Below are 15918 nucleotides of genomic sequence, written 5' to 3'. Positions count from 1 at the left end.
CCTCTGCGCGTTCACGGGGAAGCGAGGGCAGGGGTGGGCAACGACACCGTGCGGACACCGCCGGCCGACGGGTCGGCGGAGCTGAGGCGCGAGCAGCGCGGCTGGTACTTCTACGACTGGGCCTGCTCCGTCTACTCGACGAGCGTGCTGACCGTGTTCCTCGGCCCCTATCTGACCTCGGTCGCCAAGTCGGCCGCGGACGCCGAAGGGTACGTCCACCCCCTCGGCATCCCGGTGCGGGCCGGCTCCTTCTTCGCCTACTCGGTGTCCCTGTCGGTGATCGTGGCCGTGCTGGTGATGCCGCTGGTGGGCGCCGCCGCCGACCGCACCGGCCGCAAGAAGCCCCTGCTCGCGGCCGCCGCCTACACGGGCGCCACGGCCACGGCGGCCATGTTCTTCCTGGACGGCGATCGCTACCTGCTGGGCGGGGCCCTCCTGATCATCGCGAACGCCGCGCAGTCCGTGGCGATGATGCTCTACAACTCCTACCTGCCGCAGATCGCCCCGCCCGAGCAGCGGGACGCCGTCTCCTCCCGCGGCTGGGCCTTCGGTTACGCGGCGGGTTCGCTGGTCCTCGTCGCGAACCTGGTCCTCTACACGGGGCACGACGCTTTCGGCCTCTCCGAGAGCATGGCGGTCCGTATCTGCCTGGCCTCGGCCGGTCTGTGGTGGGGTGCGTTCGCACTCATCCCGCTGCGGCGGCTGCGCGACCGCAGGACGGCCGGGCGGGAGGCGGCCCTGCCGGGCTTCAAGCAGCTCGCGGCGACCGTCCGCGACATGCGCCGCCACCCGCTGACGCTGGCCTTCCTGCTCGCCTACCTCGTCTACAACGACGGCATCCAGACGGTGATCTCCCAGGCCTCTGTCTACGGCTCCGAGGAACTCGGCCTCGGGCAGTCCACCCTCATCGGTGCCGTGCTGCTGGTGCAGGTGCTGGCGGTGGCGGGCGCGCTGACCATGGGCCGGCTGGCCCGGGTCTACGGGGCCAAGCGCACGATCCTCGGCTCCCTGGTCGCGTGGACGGTGACGCTGGCGGCCGGGTACTTCCTGCCTGCCGGGGCGCCGGTGTGGTTCTTCGTCCTGGCCGCCGGGATCGGCCTGGTCCTGGGCGGCAGCCAGGCGCTGTCCCGCTCGCTGTTCTCCCATCTGATCCCGCCGGGCAAGGAGGCCGAATACTTCTCGGCGTACGAGATGAGCGACCGCGGCATGAGCTGGCTCGGGCCGCTGCTGTTCGGCGTCACCTACCAGCTGACCGGGAGCTACCGGGACGCGATCATCTCGCTGGTGGCCTTCTTCGTTCTCGGCTTCGCCCTGCTCGCGCGGGTTCCGGTGCGGCGTGCGATCGGCGAAGCGGGGAATCCGGTTCCGGAGAGGATTTAGCACTCGGAGCGAAAGGGCTGTAGTGTACGCGTTTGGCCTGCCAGGCGGACCGTTACTGCGCGTCAAAGATGCCGAAACGCTGGGTTATATCTGCTATCAGATGTGACAAACCGGGCGCTGGTGGGTACAACAAGGGCGGCTACGACGGCGACGCATGACCCGGAACGGGACTCGGAACGGGAATCTTTACCGCCGACCGGACGTTGACCGGATGACGACGACAGCGACACCTGTCCTGTGGGCGACAAGCCCGGGAGGCACGATTCATGAGTGAGCGAGCTCTTCGCGGCACGCGCCTCGTGGTGACCAGCTACGAGACGGACCGCGGCATCGACCTGGCCCCGCGCCAGGCCGTGGAGTACGCATGCGAGAAGGGGCACCGCTTCGAGATGCCCTTCTCGGTCGAGGCGGAGATCCCGCCGGAGTGGGAGTGCAAGGTCTGTGGGGCCCAGGCACTCCTCGTGGACGGCGATATCCCTGAAGAGAAGAAGGGCAAGCCCGCGCGTACGCACTGGGACATGCTGATGGAGCGGCGCACCCGCGAGGAACTCGAAGAGGTCCTCGAGGAGCGCCTGGCGGTTCTGCGATCCGGTGCGATGAACATCGCTGTTCATCCCCGTGACAGCCGCAAGTCGGCATAGCCCCGCAAGGGCCTGGCCGAAGTAACAGCGCATCAGAAGACCGCGGGCGCCGTACGAGAAGTACGGCGCCCGCGGTCTTCTGTGTGTTCGCCGCACGGGCGCGTGTCCGACGGGCGCGTGTCCGGTGCACGGTCTCGCGCGTGTCCGGTGCACGGTCTCGCGCGTGTCCGGTGCACGGTCTCGCGCGTGTCCGGTGCACGGGTCTTCCGCGTGCCCGGTGCCCGGGCGGGCGTGCGCCCGGGCCCGGCGGCTCAGTGCGTGAGCGGCGGGCGGGGCGGCTGCGGAGCGTTCCCGGGCTCGTCCCTGATGACCTCGCCCTGAACGACCTTGCCGTCGGGCTGGTGCATCCGGGCCTGCTGGAAGGCACCGCCCAGGGTGCCCGGGCGGGCCTCCCGCAGCTTGCGCTCGAACGTGCGCTCCGCCGAGCGGCTCACGATCTTCTGGACGGGCGGCAGCAGCAGGAGCAGGCCCACGGCGTCGGACGCCAGGCCGGGGATGATCAGGAGCAGGCCGCCGAGCATCATCAGGCCGTTGCCCTCGCTGCCCGGGCGGGCCGCGTCGGGCATCACACCGCGCTGCTGCTGTTGCAGCGCCTCGGAGAGCTTGCGGAAGGCCCGCCGGCCGGCCCGCTTGATGACGACCGAGCCGAGGACGAGCCCCGCCAGCAGGACGAGGAAGACCACCAGCCCGCTCGTCGCCCCCGCGACCAGGGTGAGCAGCCATATCTCCAGCACGAACCACGCGGCGATCCCCAGCGGCAGGAACGTACGCAACCGGGAGCGCTGGGGCCGGGCAGGGGGCAGCGGGGTCTGAGCGCCTGTCGTCATGTCTCCAGTGTGCCTGGCCCCGGCTCAGCACGGGATAAGGCCGCCATCAGCTGTTCCTGTGAGCGGCTGCCCCCGACGGAGCGCGCGGCTACGGCTTGGAGGGCTTGCCGCCGCGCCCCGTGACCTTGCCGACCCGTTCCCCCACGCCCCAGGCCGTGACGCGCCACAGCGCCTCGACGAGGATGTCGCGGCTCATCTTGGAGTCGCCGAGTTCGCGTTCGACGAAGGTGATGGGCACCTCGACCACGTGGTAGCCGGCCCGGACCGCGCGGCGGGCGAGGTCGACCTGGAAGCAGTACCCCTGTGAGGCGACCTCGTCGAGGCCGAGGCCCTCCAGGGTCTCGCGTCGGAAGGCGCGGTAGCCGCCGGTGATGTCCCGCAGCGGCAGGTCGAGCGCGAGCCTGGAGTAGAGGCTGCCGCCCCGGGAGATCACCTCGCGGGACTTCGGCCAGTTCACCACCCGGCCGCCCGGCACCCAGCGCGAGCCCAGCACCAGGTCGGCGCTCTTGAGGGCGGTGAGCAGGCGGGGCAGTTCCTCGGGCTGGTGGGAGCCGTCGGCGTCCATCTCGATCAGCACGCCGTAGCCGCGCTCCAGGCCCCAGTGGAAGCCCGCGAGGTAGGCGGCGCCCAGGCCCTCCTTGCCCTTGCGGTGCAGCACGTGGACGTGGTCGTCCTCGACGGCCACTTCGTCGGCGAGCTTGCCCGTGCCGTCGGGGCTGTTGTCGTCGGCCACGAGCACATGTGCCTCGGGGACGGCCTTGCGTACCCGGCCGACGATGCTCTTGATGTTCTCCGCCTCGTTGTAGGTCGGGATGATCACCAAGGCCGTACCGAGCGGGCCGAACTTCCTCACCTGGGCTTCTGCCGGGAGGGTTCCGTCGCCGTCGTTCACTGCTGCCCCTTCATCTTCATACGCAGGGGTCCACCATAGTGGGCCCGGCCTGCGATGACGTGACAGGGCGTTCGAATCGTGGTGTCGAATCCGCAAGACGCGGGTAAGAGCGCGCCTCCGGGTGTGCGCGTACGGCGGATGGGGGCCCGGTGCCCTTCGGGCCGGCCTGGGATCCGCCGGCTGCGGATCGACCGAGAGCCGTTGTCTACTGAGCGCCCGGGCCCCACCCGGGTCACACCTCCCCGACCGGCCGGAACGTTCCCTCGGCGCTGCGCCGGCCTGAGCCTGGCTCCCAGTGGCGGTGCCCCGGTGCGGCACACCGTCCCTGACCCGGCGGCGCCGCGGCGAGTGCTCGGACATTCCCCGGTCGGGCGTCCGGTGGTGGACTCGGACGAACCTACCGGCCTCCTGCGGCCGCCTGTCAACAGCCGTCCGACCTGCGCATCTTGTGGCAATGCCCTGGTCAGGGCCGAGGATGCGCAGGTCGCGCGCCGGGGGCGCAGCGCACGACTTCATGCGCGCCACCCCCGTAGATCACTCGCCCGGCCCTACGAAGACCGTGCGTCCGCCCACGACGGTGCGCAGACAGACGGGCAGGTCGCGGCCCGGAGTGAGGTCGGGCAGCCCCGGGGTGCCGGAGCGGGGGTCCGTCGACCAGCGGGCGACGCGGTCGTCCGGGGCCTGGACGACGAGTTCGCCGGTGCGCCAGACGGCGTAGTCGGCGGGGGCGCCGGGGACCAGCACGCCCGCGTCGTCCCGTCCGACGGCCCGCCAGCCGCCGCGCGTGTGCGCCGTGAACGCGGCGCGCACCGAGACGCGGTGCTCCGGCGTGCGGTGGAAGGCGGCGGCCCGGACCGTGCCCCACGGGTCGAGCGGGGTGACCGGGCTGTCGGAGCCGAACGCGAGCGGGACACCGGCGCGCAGCAGGGCCGCGAAGGGGTTCAGGGCCCGGGCCCGCTCCTTGCCGAGCCGCTGCGCGTACATGCCGTCCTCGCCGCCCCACAGGGCGTCGAAGGCGGGCTGCACGGAAGCGGTGAGGCCGAGTTCGGCGAAGGCGGCGACACTCTCCGGGGTGAGCATCTCGGCGTGCTCGACACGGTGCCGGGCGGCCCGGATCCGGCCGAGCCCGAGCTTCTCGGCGGCGGCGCGCACGCCCTCCACCACGGTGTCCACGGCGGCGTCGCCGATGGCGTGGAAACCGGCCTGCAGACCCGCCTCCGTGCACGCCACGACGTGCGCCGCGACCGCGTCGGCGTCCAGGTAGCCGATGCCGGTGTGCGCGGCGTCGGCGTACGGCTGGTGCAGACACGCCGTGTGCGAGCCGAGGGCGCCGTCGACGAACAGGTCCCCCGCGGCGCCGGCCGCGCCCAGCTCCCGCGCCTTGGCGGCGTCCTGCTCGGCCCAGTAGCCGACGACCCGCGGCCCGGGCTCCTCGCCCGCGAGGCGCAGCAGGCCGGTGAAGTCGTCCTCGGAGGAGATCTCGGGCCCGGCGCACTCGTGGAGCGTGCCGATCCCGAGCGAGACGGCGTGCGCGAGGGCGGCACGCTGCGCCTGCGTGCGCTGGTGCGGCGTCACGGCGGCGAACGCCGCGCCCCGCACGGCGTGGTGGGCGTCCGCGGTGAGCGGACCGTCCGCACGGGTGACCTCGGGGACCAGGTCGAGCAGGGCGGAGCTCACGACCGCCGAGTGGACGTCGATCCGGCTGAGGTAGAGGGGCCGGTGCCCGGTGGCCTCGTCGAGTTCGGCCCGCGTCGGCGGCCGCCCTCCGGGCCAGCGGGCGGCGTCCCACCCGTGCCCGAGCAGGACGCGGTCGCCCGGACGCGCGGCGGCGAAGTCCCGGACGAGGGCGAGGGCGGCTTCGAGGGAGGGGGCGCCGGACAGATCGAGTCCGGTGAGGGCGAGCCCGGTGGCGGTGGTGTGCACGTGCGCGTCCGTGAACGCCGGAGTGACCAGCGCTCCGTCGAGATCGACGACCTCGTCGACCCCGTCCGCGAAGGCGTCGGCGGCCCCTTCGGACCCCACCCAGGCGATCTGTCCCCGCTCCACGACCATCGCGGTGGCGAAGGGGTCGGCGGGGCTGTGGACCTCTCCACGGCGGAGAAGAACGGTCTTGGGCGGGGCGGTGGACTCACTCATGGAGCACAGTCTCACAGGGGCCGGGGTGACGCCTGAATCAGGGGCGCGGGGAACCGCGCGAACGCCACCGCGCGCCCCGCACCCGGCAACCGGCGTTCAGATCCGCGGCGGTCGCGCCTCGTACGGCGTGGACAGCACCACCGTCGTCCGGGTGGACACCCCGGCCAAGGACCGCAGCCGGGCCAGCAGCTCCTCCAGCTCGTGCGGCGTCGCCACCCGCACCTTGAGGATGTAGTTCTCGTCGCCCGCGACACTGTGGCACGCCTCGATCTCGGGCACGCCGGCCAGCCGGTCCGCGATGTCGTCCGGCGCGCTGGGATCGAACGGTTTCACCGAGATGAACGCCGTCATCGGCAGCCCCACGGCCTCCGGGTCGACGACCGCGGCATAGCCCCGGATGACACCCCGCTGCTCCAGCCGCCGCACCCGCTGATGCACGGCCGACGTGGACAGCCCCGTGGCCTTGCCCAGGTCGGTGTAGCTCATCCGCCCGTCCTTGACGAGCAGCTGCACGATCTGTCGGTCCAGCTCCTCCATGGCGCAAGAACCTACAGGGCGGTTGATCTCCTCGGATACCTGAGCAGCCCAGGTCATGCCCGCTTCGTGATGTGGCCGGAAGCCGACTGTCAGCCGTCCGGGGGACAAATGCGCCGCAGTGGACACCTGCACGGGGCATGTGACGAACGCCACAGGCCTCGAACAGTCTCCGTAATGTTCTCGTGATTACCGCCCAGGGGCGACGGGAAGTGCTTGCTGTGGCCGAGGCCGCAGCGCCTGTTACGGCCCAGTCCGAGGGGGAGAACCCAATGCAGAGTCTTAAGCGCCCTGGTCGCACCGCACCCAAGCGGCAGCAGCTCGTCGTCGAGCCCGAGCCGGAGGGCGTCGAACCCGACGCCTTCGACGACGAACTCGACGCCTACGACACGTTCGAGATGTTCCGGGTCGTCTGCCCGGACTGCGCGCAGCCCATCGCCCTGCTGGCGGACGAGGAGGTTCTGCCGGAGCACGCGCTGTGCGCCTCGCCGTGGAACCCCTTCGGGCTCACCGTCTGCGCCGGGACCGGCCGCCGGGCCACGGACGCCCGCGCCGCGGACGAGTCCACGGAACCTCAGGAGCAGGACACCGCACTGCTGTTGACGCTCCCTCAGGGGCTCGACTGGCGGACCCAGCCCTTCTCGCACGTCGGCGGCCCGGGCTCACGGCCCATCAGGGTTCCGGTCATGCGCCGCGCGGCCTGAGCGCGGGCCCTCCCGCCCGTTCGCTCCACTCCCGTAGCTGAACCGCACCGCGGCTCGCGGATCGCCGTGGTGCGGTTCGGTGTGTCCGGAGCCGTGTGCGGCATTGAACGAACGCCCGATTCCGTCATCCGGTGACCTGTCCGGGCTCTGCCGCGTTGCCCTGGTATGACCCCCATCTCCTCAGCGACCGGGCGTCAGCGCCTCCTGTACGTCCCGCCGCCCGCAGAATCGGTTCGGCCGGCTCCGCCCCGCTATCAGGACCCGCCGATCTACCGCGACTTGATGCGGACCTGGGCCGAGGGCGGCCGCACCCTTCCGGGCCGGCACGACCCGGAGTGGATGCGGCTCGCGGCCCCCTGGCGGGGCCTCGACCAGTTCAGCGTCCCTCTGGACCCACGAGATGGCGGGCGATGACCATCCGCTGGATCTGGTTGGTGCCCTCCACGATCTGCAGCACCTTGGCCTCGCGCATGTAGCGCTCGGCCGGGAAGTCGGCGGTGTAGCCGTAGCCGCCGAGGATCTGCACGGCGTCGGTGGTGACCCGCATCGCCGTGTCGGTGCAGTGCAGCTTGGCCATGGCGGCCTGCCGTGCGAACGGCCGGCCCGCGTCCTTCAGCCGCGCCGCCGCGAGGTAGAGCGCGCGGCCCGCCTCGATCTGCGTCGCCATGTCGGCGAGCATGAACCGCAGTCCCTGGAAGTCGGCGATCGGCTTGCCGAACTGGCGCCTTTCGGCCGCGTAGGCGAGCGCCTCGTCGAGCGCGGCCTGCGCCACACCGATCGCGCACGCCGAGATACCGAGCCGCCCCGAGTCGAGCGACGACAGGGCGATCGCGAAGCCCTGCCCCTCCTCGCCGATGCGGCGGTCGTCCGGGACGCGGACGCCGTCGAAGTGGACCTGCGCGGTGGGCGAGCCCTTCATGCCCATCTTCTTCTCCGGCACCGCGGCGCTCAGCCCCTCGGCGTCGCCTGGCACCAGGAACGCGGTGATCCCGCGCGGGCCTTCCTCGCCGGTGCGCGCCATCACCGTGTAGAAGTCCGCGATGCCGCCGTGCGTGATCCAGGCCTTGGTGCCGGTGATCACCCAGTCGTCGCCGTCCCGGACGGCCTTGGTGCGCAGGGCCGCCGCGTCCGAGCCCGAGTGCGGCTCGGAGAGGCAGTAGGCGCCGAGCAGGCCGCCCCCGAGCATCGCGGGCAGGTGCTCGACCTGCTGCTCCTTCGTGCCGTAGGCGGCGAGCGCGTAGGAGGCCAGGGAGTGGACGCTGACGCCGAGGCCGACGGTGAGGCGGGCCGCGGCGAGCTCCTCCAGGACCTGGAGGTAGACCTCGTAGGGCTGGTCACCGCCGCCGTACTCGGAGTCGTACGGCAGTCCGAGCAGTCCGGAGCGGGAGAGCAGGCTGAACAGCTCGCGCGGGAACCGGCCGGCGTCCTCCTCCTCGGCAGCCTTCGGGGTGATCTCCTGCTGCGCGATGTCGCGGACGAGTGAGATCAGGTCCCGGGCCTCCTCCGTGGGCAGTTGTCGGTCCACCGGCTGCGGGGCGCGGTCGGGCATGGCGACGCTCTCCTCCCTGTCGGGCACTGGCGGACGGGCCCATGGGTGGGGGCGGCGCCGCCGGGTCGTTCTGGTGCCTGGCCGATGCTTGCACTCCCGGGTCTCGGGAGCTGCTGACCAGCGGCTGTGCGCTGTGAGTATGCCCGATCGGAGGCATCCCGTCACCAGTTAACGACCGCTCACTTCAAGAATAGGCCGAGGGTGTCCGAGACGGCGAAATTGGTCCGAACCATTGACCCGACTGGTCTAGTCCTCCTACTGTTTCGCTCCACCGATTCACCGCGTTCATGCCAATCGGCGCGCGTTCCCCTCTCCCCACGAGGAGACACCGGATGCACACCCCCCACCGTTCCCGCTTCCGGGCCATCGTGTCCGCGGCCTGCTGCGCCGTCCTCGGCGCCGGTCTGCTGGCCGGCGCGGGCACTTCCGCCACCGCGGCGACCTCGGCTCAGGAGGCCGCCGCCGGTTCGAAGGCCGCTCCCGGCGCCCGGGCTGCCGGTTCCAAGGTCATCGGGTACTTCACCGAATGGGGCACCTACGACCGCAAGTACTACGTCAAGAACATCGAGACGTCCGGATCCGGCAGCAGGCTCACCCACATCAACTACGCCTTCGGCAACGTCACCGGCGGCAAGTGCGCCATGGGCGACGGCTACGCCGCCACCGACCGGGCCTACACCGCCGCCGAGTCCGTCGACGGCAAGGCCGACACCTGGGACCAGCCGCTGCGCGGCAACTTCAACCAGCTGCGCAAGCTGAAGCAGAAGCACCCGGATCTCAAGGTCCTGTGGTCCTTCGGCGGCTGGACCTGGTCGGGCGGCTTCGGTGAGGCCGCGAAGAACCCGGCCACCTTCGCCCAGTCCTGCTACGACCTCGTCGAGAACTCCAAGTGGGCCGATGTGTTCGACGGCATCGACATCGACTGGGAGTACCCGAACGCCTGCGGCGCCACCTGCGACACCAGCGGCAAGGCCGCCTTCAGGAACCTGATGCAGGCACTGCGGGCCAAGTTCGGCCAGCGGAACCTCGTGACCGCGGCGATCACCGCCGACGCCACCCCGGGTGGCAAGATCGACGCGGCCGACTACGCGGGCGCCGCCCGGTACGTCGACTGGTACAACCCGATGACGTACGACTTCTTCGGCGCCTGGGACGCGACCGGTCCGACGGCCCCGCACTCGCCGCTGACCTCGTACTCCGGCATCCCCAAGGCGGACAACCACAGCTCGGCGACCATCGCCAAGCTCAAGGGCCTCGGCATCCCCGCGTCGAAGCTGCTGCTCGGCATCGGCTTCTACGGCCGCGGCTGGACGGGCGTCACCCAGGCGGCCCCCGGCGGCACCGCGACCGGCCCGGCGGCGGGCACGTACGAGCAGGGCATCGAGGACTACAAGGTGCTCAAGAGCACGTGCCCGGCGACGGGGACGGTGGCCGGCACGGCGTACGCCAAGTGCGGCGGCAACTGGTGGAGTTACGACACCCCGGCGACCATCGGCACCAAGATGAACTACAAGAACCAGCAGGGCCTGGGCGGCACGTTCTTCTGGGAGCTGAGCGGCGACACGTCCAGCGGTGAGCTGATCAAGGCCATCCGGTAGCACGCCGAGCGAGGGGCGGAGGTCCGCGGCGGACCCTCCGCCCCCTTCTCATGCGCCCCTGCGGGCGGGCTGCGGGGCCGGGTGGGCGGGGTCGAGTTCCTCGATCGCGCGCAGGACACCACCGAGGGTCTTCACCAGCAGCTCGCCCATGGTGTCGCGGGGCAGCTCGGGGCGGTCGATCCATTCGAGCGTGGCGCCCTCGACACTGCACACCCAGGACAGCAGGCCCATCCGTGCCAGCGCGGGGACGTCGGCACGGCCGTACGCACCCTCGGCGATGGTGGTCACGACGGCTTCGCGCACTCCGTCACGGATGGCGTGCACCTCGGTGTCGAACCCGACCCCGCCGCTCACGATCGTGCGGTACGCGGCCTGGTTGTGCTCGGCGTAGCGCAGATAGCTGTCGATGGTGCGCTGGACCCGGTCGACCGGGGGCAGTTCGATGCCGCTCGCGGCCAGGGTGAGCAGCTCGGTGACCGAGTCCTGAATGATGGCCAGGTAGTAGCCGCGCTTGGACTGGAAGTAGTAGTAGATCAACCCCTTGGCGACGTGTGCCTGCCGGGCGATGTCGTCCATCGACAGGGCGTCGTAGGACGTGTCGGCGAACAACCTCCGCCCGATGGCGATGAGTTCGGCACGGCGCGCCATCGAGCGCTCGGTGCCGCGGGCCCTGGGACGCGCGGCGGGCTGGGGGCTGATATTCAATTTCGACCCTGGTCTCAACGGGCGGGGTGGGACCTCCGCAGTATGGCAGGCCCCACTCCCGGTCCGTGGGTCAGGTCACAGCAGCCCCAGCTGGGTCACGAGCATCGCCACGACCACGACGAGGGCCCAGCCCATGAGGTGCTCGACGACCTTCGGACCGTCTTCCCGAGGGCCGCCGGTGCGGACGCGTGGGGCGGTTGCTGAGTGCGCGGTCATGGCTTCTCGCTCATTCGGTGGTACGGACGGGCTCCCCCGGAGTTCCGTCCACCTTGCCACCGGACGTGGCTTTTGCGGCCGAGAGCTTGCTCACACGCGAACGCCCACGGCCGCCAGCGCCTTGCTCTGGGCCGCGCTCGGGCGGGCCGGGAAGTACAGGTAGCAGACGCCGCCGGTGCCCGAGACGACCTTGCCGGAGGCGTTGTACCGCTTGGTCCGGAGCCAGATGTTCTCGAACTCGCGCCGCCGGTAGACGCGCCGCACGGCCTCGTTGCTCGCCGAGAAGGGGTCGTTGGCGATCACGTCGCCGTCGGCGGTGAAGCCGATGACGGTCATCAGGTGCCCGGCGGTGCCGTAACCGGCGCCCGTGAGCTCCTCCTTGAGGAACGACTGGGACGTTATGGCCGGGATGCCCGCGGCGATCAGCGTCTCCAGGCCGGTGAGCGAGCCGAGCCGGGTGACCACGCCCTGAAGGTCCTTGAACGTGGCCGCGTAGGCGGCGTTGAACGGCCAGTTGCCGCAGCCCCCGTACTGGTAGTCGTAGGTGAAGCGGGCCGCGTGGCAGACCTGCGGGTCGGCGTACGAAGGATCGACCCAGGCCAACTGTCCGTCGGTGAGCCGGCCGCCCCAGTACTCGATGATCATCTGGGAGGACGTCGGGCTGCACCAGGCCTCGCCGCCGTTGTCGTACTCGGGGTACCGGCCCTTGTGGATCTCCTGCGAGTAGCGCGGAACGGCCAGTTCCTTCGCGAGGCCGGGCACGGACGCCGGGACGGTGAACCGGTCGGGCACGTCGGAGCCCATGACACCGAGCCGCCACACGGTGGGGGTCGCCTTGGTGCCGGGCTTGCGGTAGAGGGTCAGGCGCAGCCGGTACGACGCGAGGCGCAGGCCGGTGGACGCGTCGTCGATCGCCAGGGTGTCGGTCCAGACGGTGCTCCTGCCGTCGCTCTGGTCGTCGACCGAGGTGCGCCGGATGTCCTGGTCGCCTGCCGCCCAGCGGGCCATCACGTACCAGGGGGTGCTGGTGCCGTCGGAGTAGGTGCCCTTGATCTCGATCTGGATCCAGGTGCCGGCCGGGGTGCGCGCGTTCCACGAGACGATCGCCTCGGTCGCGGGGACGGCGAGCCGGTGGACGGGGGACGTCCAGGTGCCGTACTGCCACTCGGCGGTCGTGCCGGTGTGCGGATCCCGGTAGGCGGTGGTTCCGGCGGGCTTCGCGATCACCAGGCCCGGTCGGGTGCCGGTGACGGCCCCGGTGCCCTTGGCGGTGCCGCCGCGCCAGTCGCCGTAGGAGACCCAGGCCCGGTTGTCGACGGTGCGGGCCGGGAGCGCCCGGGCGGGATCTGTGGCGTCGGTCGTCACGGGGGCCTCGGGGTCGGCGGCCGCCGGCCCCGCGCCCGCGGTGACGGCGGCGGCTACCGCGGCGGCCAGGAGGGTTCGGCGGGAGGGCGGTTCGGCTCTGCGCATGGCGGGGACCCCCGGATGTCGGAGTCGGGCAGGGGCGGGGCAGGTCCGTGCACGGCCGGTCGTATCCGTGCGTGCGCCACATATGAGCACAGCCCGCCGTGTCCTGCCAGCACTTCGACGCGCGCCGCGCCCACCAATATTGGCGTCGACCAGTGGCGTCCGTTCCGGCTCCCGTCGTTAGAGTGCTGAGCGAGATGAATCCCTCCTTCCGCCCCGCACCCGGCCCCGCCGTCCGCGACCTGGCCGTCCGCGTCCGGCACCTCTCCCCTTCCTGCGGGCCGGTCCGGCTCGTCGGCGTCGACGGGCACGCCGGGTCCGGAAAGAGCACGTTCGCCGAGCAGTTGGCCGCGGCACTGGGCGGTGCGCCGGTGCTGCGTCTCGACGACATCGCCAGCCACGACGCGCTGTTCGACTGGACCGGCCGGCTGCTGGAGCAGGTGATCGAGCCGCTCTCCCACGGCCGGACCGCGTACTTCGCCCCCTACGACTGGCGGGCCCGCCGCTTCGGAACGCCGCGTCCTCTCCCGCCGGCCCCGGTGCTGCTCGTGGAGGGCGTCGGTGCCGGACGCCGGGCGCTGCGCTCCCGCCTGGCCCTGCTGCTGTGGATGGAGCTGCCACGCGAGGAGGCCTGGGCACGAGGAAGGTCACGTGACGGGGAGGAACAGCGGGAGTTCTGGGACGGGTGGGTGCCCGCGGAGCGCCGGCATTTCGCCGACGATCCCTCCCGCCCGTTCGCCGACCTCCTGGTACGGCAGCGAGATGAGGGATACGAGGTGCTCACGGGACCTGCCGGGACCGCCGGACCGGACCTGCCCCTCACGCACGGTGACGGGCCGCCCGCTGTGTGCTGAACTTGTGAAGGTGCTTGCGGGGCAAGTTGCCGGAGTGCTTCAACTCGGCTTGACCGCTGGGCCGTACAGGTCTTACGTTCTCAATGTGCGGCATCGGAGCCGCCCACAGACGCGAAGCCCCCGGTTGTTCCCCCGTGATCGGGGGCTTCGTTCTGCCTTCTTCCGGTTGTGCGGCCGCCGCGGGGCGCCGGACGCTCACCCTGGGTCACCGCGCGCGGGTTCGCCGCGTCCGCCCCACCTCGCCGAACGGCCCGTGCTGCACCCTACGGGGGCGCCGCGCCCGCAGGTACGATGCCCTCGTCGCGACCTGCGGGCGGTTGCTTCGCGCACGGTGCAACTCCGGTCCGTGGCACAGCGGTTCGAGCAGGGCATGGCCGGCTGGGGGACGGCTCGTTGGCATACCGACGGGGGCACGGTTTGTGGGGGACGTGATGGACTTCGGCACGCAGGGCCCTCAGGCCCCGGCCGACCTCGCCTGGCTGCGAGGCCTGGACGCCTACACCATGGGCGCGTATCCGCAGGCGGAGGAGGAGTTCCGCGCCGCCGTGCGCATGGACTCCGGGATGGCCGACGGCTGGCTGGGGCTGCACGCCCTGCGCGTCGACACGACGACCGCGCTGCTGCGGATGTTCCGGCACCGGGACCGTTTCGGCGAGCAGCGCTCCCGCTACCGCCGCACGCTCAACTCCTGGTACTGGCTGGGCTGGTGGGTGCAGCCGGTGCTGGAGAGCCCCCGCGATCTGCTGCTCGCGCACGCCTCCCACTGGCTGGACGGCCGCCACGTCCCCGAACTGGACCAGGCCCTCGCCGGGTTGCCGCCCGTCGACACCGACCACCAGGTCCGCTTCCTGCACGCCTGCCGCGCCTACCTGGTCAAGGACTGGGAGCAGCTGGTCCGCCACACCGACCCGCTGCTCGGCGATCCGATGCTCGGCATCGAGGCCGGCCTGTTCGGCGGCATGGCCCGGGTCCGCCTGGAGATGTACGGCCAGGCCGAACCGCTGCTGTCCACCGCGCTGATGCGCTGCCGCAGCGAGCAGCCGCAGCGCAAGGAGCTGCGCTACTGGCTGGCCCGGGCGCACGAGGGCACGGGCCGCAGCGCCGCAGCGCTCCCCCTGTACCGGGCCGTGCACCGCGTCGACCCGGCCTTCATGGACACCTCCGCCCGGCTCGCCGCCATCGCGGAGGGCGACGGGTACGACGACGTCGCCGACCTCGCGTCGATCACACTCACCGGCGCGGGCCAGGACACCGTGGACGGGCCGGACGGGTTCGATCCGCTCTTCGGCATCGAGGGGCGCGACCTGAGGCTTCCCGACCCCGAGCTGCCAATCGCTCCCCTGCCGCCGGTGACCGGTCCCCCGGTCCGCGAACGCACCGGCCCCGTTCCCTCCCTGCCCGCCGGGCCGACCGACCCGGCGTTACTGGAGGAAGCGCTCGCCGAGCTGGAGCGCATGGTGGGTCTGGAGCCGGTGAAGCGCCAGGTCAAGGCGCTGTCGGCGCAGCTGAACATGGCGCGGCTGCGGGCCGGGCAGGGCCTTCCGGTCCAGCCGCCGAAACGCCACTTCGTCTTCTCGGGCCCCTCCGGCACCGGCAAGACCACCGTCGCCCGCATCCTCGGCCGCGTCTTCTACGCCCTCGGGCTGCTCGGCGGCGACCATCTCGTGGAGGCACAGCGGGCCGACCTGGTCGGCGAGTACCTCGGGCAGACGGCGGTGAAGGCGAACGACCTGATCGACTCGGCCCTCGGCGGTGTCCTCTTCGTCGACGAGGCCTACTCCCTGTCCAACTCGGGCTACGGCAAGGGGGACGCGTACGGCGACGAGGCCCTCCAGGTGCTGTTGAAGCGCGCGGAGGACAACCGCGACCACCTCGTGGTGATCCTGGCCGGCTACCCGGAGGGCATGGACCGCCTGCTCGCTGCGAACCCCGGGCTGTCGTCCCGTTTCACCACCCGCGTCGACTTCCCCTCGTACCGGCCGCTCGAACTCACCGAGATCGGCAAGGTGCTCGCCGCGGAGAACGGCGACCTGTGGGACGACGAGTCCCTCGACGAGCTGCGGTCCATCGCGGGGCACGTGGTGGACCAGGGGTGGATCGACGAGCTGGGGAACGGGCGGTTCCTGCGGACGCTGTACGAGAAGAGCTGCGCGTACCGGGATCTTCGGCTGTCCGTCTACCCGGGCGTGCTGGGCAGGGACGACCTGGCGACGTTGCGGTTGCCGGATCTGATGCAGGCGTACGGGGAGGTCTTGTCGGGGCGGGGGCCAGGGAATCCATCGGCGCTGTGAGGAAGTGGCGTTACCGCTGAGGTCGGGTGGGCGCAGCGGCAACCCGGCGGAGCGGGGTGCCGCTGCGCCCACCCCTGCCGCCCCCCGCCGCACGCAAGCCCGCCGCGGGGGCGCGAGGGAGGGA

General features: G+C 71.6%; 14 protein-coding genes. 6 read left to right on the top strand and 8 right to left on the bottom strand.

Translation table 11 applies throughout. The annotated features are described in order from the left end of the window. Positions 1 to 33 precede the first annotated feature (33 nt). Positions 34 to 1380, top strand: a complete 1347-nt coding sequence (locus tag AB0E85_RS28180; protein ID WP_361932694.1) for an MFS transporter — start codon at positions 34 to 36, stop codon at positions 1378 to 1380. Between the two features lie 266 nt (positions 1381 to 1646). Continuing rightward, entirely contained in the window at positions 1647 to 2021 is a 375-nt protein-coding gene (locus tag AB0E85_RS28175; protein ID WP_361932691.1) for an RNA polymerase-binding protein RbpA, read from the top strand. Between the two features lie 251 nt (positions 2022 to 2272). Here the strand turns inward: AB0E85_RS28175 and fxsA are convergent, their stop codons facing one another. From fxsA to AB0E85_RS28155, 4 genes are all read right to left on the bottom strand, one after another. After that, a complete protein-coding gene (gene fxsA, locus AB0E85_RS28170; protein ID WP_361932688.1) occupies positions 2273 to 2848 on the bottom strand; it encodes an FxsA family membrane protein in 576 nt (191 codons plus the stop codon). Positions 2849 to 2936: 88 nt separating this feature from the next. Beyond that, the gene (locus AB0E85_RS28165) at positions 2937 to 3740 is read right to left on the bottom strand and encodes a polyprenol monophosphomannose synthase (protein WP_361932685.1); all 804 of its coding nucleotides are present in this window, start codon (positions 3738 to 3740) and stop codon (positions 2937 to 2939) included. Between the two features lie 534 nt (positions 3741 to 4274). Continuing rightward, entirely contained in the window at positions 4275 to 5876 is a 1602-nt protein-coding gene (locus tag AB0E85_RS28160) for an amidohydrolase (RefSeq protein ID WP_361932682.1), read from the bottom strand. Between the two features lie 96 nt (positions 5877 to 5972). Continuing rightward, positions 5973 to 6413, bottom strand: coding sequence for an Lrp/AsnC family transcriptional regulator (locus AB0E85_RS28155; protein WP_004002750.1), 441 nt, complete (start codon positions 6411 to 6413; stop codon positions 5973 to 5975). Positions 6414 to 6682: 269 nt separating this feature from the next. Here AB0E85_RS28155 and AB0E85_RS28150 point away from each other — a divergent pair, with 269 nt between their 5' ends. Further along, on the top strand, positions 6683 to 7114 hold the full coding sequence (locus AB0E85_RS28150) for a hypothetical protein (RefSeq protein WP_361932679.1): 432 nt from the start codon (positions 6683 to 6685) through the stop codon (positions 7112 to 7114). 376 nt (positions 7115 to 7490) lie between these two features. On the opposite strand, the gene AB0E85_RS28145 is transcribed toward AB0E85_RS28150, so the two are convergent. Further along, positions 7491 to 8663 (bottom strand): acyl-CoA dehydrogenase family protein, encoded by a 1173-nt coding sequence (locus AB0E85_RS28145; RefSeq protein ID WP_361932676.1) that lies wholly within the window; start codon positions 8661 to 8663, stop codon positions 7491 to 7493. Positions 8664 to 8995: 332 nt separating this feature from the next. Between AB0E85_RS28145 and AB0E85_RS28140 the strand changes: the two genes are divergently transcribed. After that, on the top strand, positions 8996 to 10261 hold the full coding sequence (locus AB0E85_RS28140; protein WP_361932673.1) for a glycoside hydrolase family 18 protein: 1266 nt from the start codon (positions 8996 to 8998) through the stop codon (positions 10259 to 10261). Positions 10262 to 10309: 48 nt separating this feature from the next. Here the strand turns inward: AB0E85_RS28140 and AB0E85_RS28135 are convergent, their stop codons facing one another. The 3 genes from AB0E85_RS28135 to AB0E85_RS28125 form a co-directional block, all read right to left on the bottom strand. Further along, positions 10310 to 10966: a TetR/AcrR family transcriptional regulator gene (locus AB0E85_RS28135; protein WP_361932670.1), complete on the bottom strand. Its 657-nt coding sequence runs from the start codon at positions 10964 to 10966 to the stop codon at positions 10310 to 10312. 75 nt (positions 10967 to 11041) lie between these two features. Beyond that, entirely contained in the window at positions 11042 to 11182 is a 141-nt protein-coding gene (locus AB0E85_RS28130) for an SCO1431 family membrane protein (RefSeq protein ID WP_361932667.1), read from the bottom strand. Positions 11183 to 11272: 90 nt separating this feature from the next. Further along, complete coding sequence (locus AB0E85_RS28125; protein ID WP_361932664.1) at positions 11273 to 12652, bottom strand: peptidase C39 family protein; 1380 nt, start codon at positions 12650 to 12652, stop codon at positions 11273 to 11275. Positions 12653 to 12846: 194 nt separating this feature from the next. Here AB0E85_RS28125 and AB0E85_RS28120 point away from each other — a divergent pair, with 194 nt between their 5' ends. Next, positions 12847 to 13503 (top strand): hypothetical protein, encoded by a 657-nt coding sequence (locus AB0E85_RS28120; protein ID WP_361932661.1) that lies wholly within the window; start codon positions 12847 to 12849, stop codon positions 13501 to 13503. Between the two features lie 431 nt (positions 13504 to 13934). Further along, positions 13935 to 15794, top strand: a complete 1860-nt coding sequence (locus AB0E85_RS28115) for an AAA family ATPase (protein WP_361932658.1) — start codon at positions 13935 to 13937, stop codon at positions 15792 to 15794. The last annotated feature ends 124 nt before the right edge of the window (positions 15795 to 15918 follow it).

The organism is Streptomyces sp. NPDC029044 (genome assembly GCF_040637495.1).
In the GTDB taxonomy this organism is placed as follows: Bacteria; Actinomycetota; Actinomycetes; order Streptomycetales; family Streptomycetaceae; genus Streptomyces.
The sequence above is the reverse complement of the archived record's forward strand: the minus strand, read 5'-3'. Positions and strand labels throughout refer to the sequence as shown.

What these genes read in the sequence shown, in the direction of transcription:
- AB0E85_RS28140 (WP_361932673.1), top strand. Translation starts at nt 8,996, where the DNA reads ATGCACACCCCCCACCGTTCCCGCTTCCGGGCCATCGTGTCCGCGGCC.
- fxsA (WP_361932688.1), bottom strand. Translation starts at nt 2,848, where the DNA reads ATGACGACAGGCGCTCAGACCCCGCTGCCCCCTGCCCGGCCCCAGCGC.
- AB0E85_RS28160 (WP_361932682.1), bottom strand. Translation starts at nt 5,876, where the DNA reads ATGAGTGAGTCCACCGCCCCGCCCAAGACCGTTCTTCTCCGCCGTGGA.
- AB0E85_RS28115 (WP_361932658.1), top strand. Translation starts at nt 13,935, where the DNA reads ATGGACTTCGGCACGCAGGGCCCTCAGGCCCCGGCCGACCTCGCCTGG.
- AB0E85_RS28120 (WP_361932661.1), top strand. Translation starts at nt 12,847, where the DNA reads ATGAATCCCTCCTTCCGCCCCGCACCCGGCCCCGCCGTCCGCGACCTG.
- AB0E85_RS28125 (WP_361932664.1), bottom strand. Translation starts at nt 12,652, where the DNA reads ATGCGCAGAGCCGAACCGCCCTCCCGCCGAACCCTCCTGGCCGCCGCG.
- AB0E85_RS28175 (WP_361932691.1), top strand. Translation starts at nt 1,647, where the DNA reads ATGAGTGAGCGAGCTCTTCGCGGCACGCGCCTCGTGGTGACCAGCTAC.
- AB0E85_RS28130 (WP_361932667.1), bottom strand. Translation starts at nt 11,182, where the DNA reads ATGACCGCGCACTCAGCAACCGCCCCACGCGTCCGCACCGGCGGCCCT.
- AB0E85_RS28150 (WP_361932679.1), top strand. Translation starts at nt 6,683, where the DNA reads ATGCAGAGTCTTAAGCGCCCTGGTCGCACCGCACCCAAGCGGCAGCAG.
- AB0E85_RS28145 (WP_361932676.1), bottom strand. Translation starts at nt 8,663, where the DNA reads ATGCCCGACCGCGCCCCGCAGCCGGTGGACCGACAACTGCCCACGGAG.
- AB0E85_RS28155 (WP_004002750.1), bottom strand. Translation starts at nt 6,413, where the DNA reads ATGGAGGAGCTGGACCGACAGATCGTGCAGCTGCTCGTCAAGGACGGG.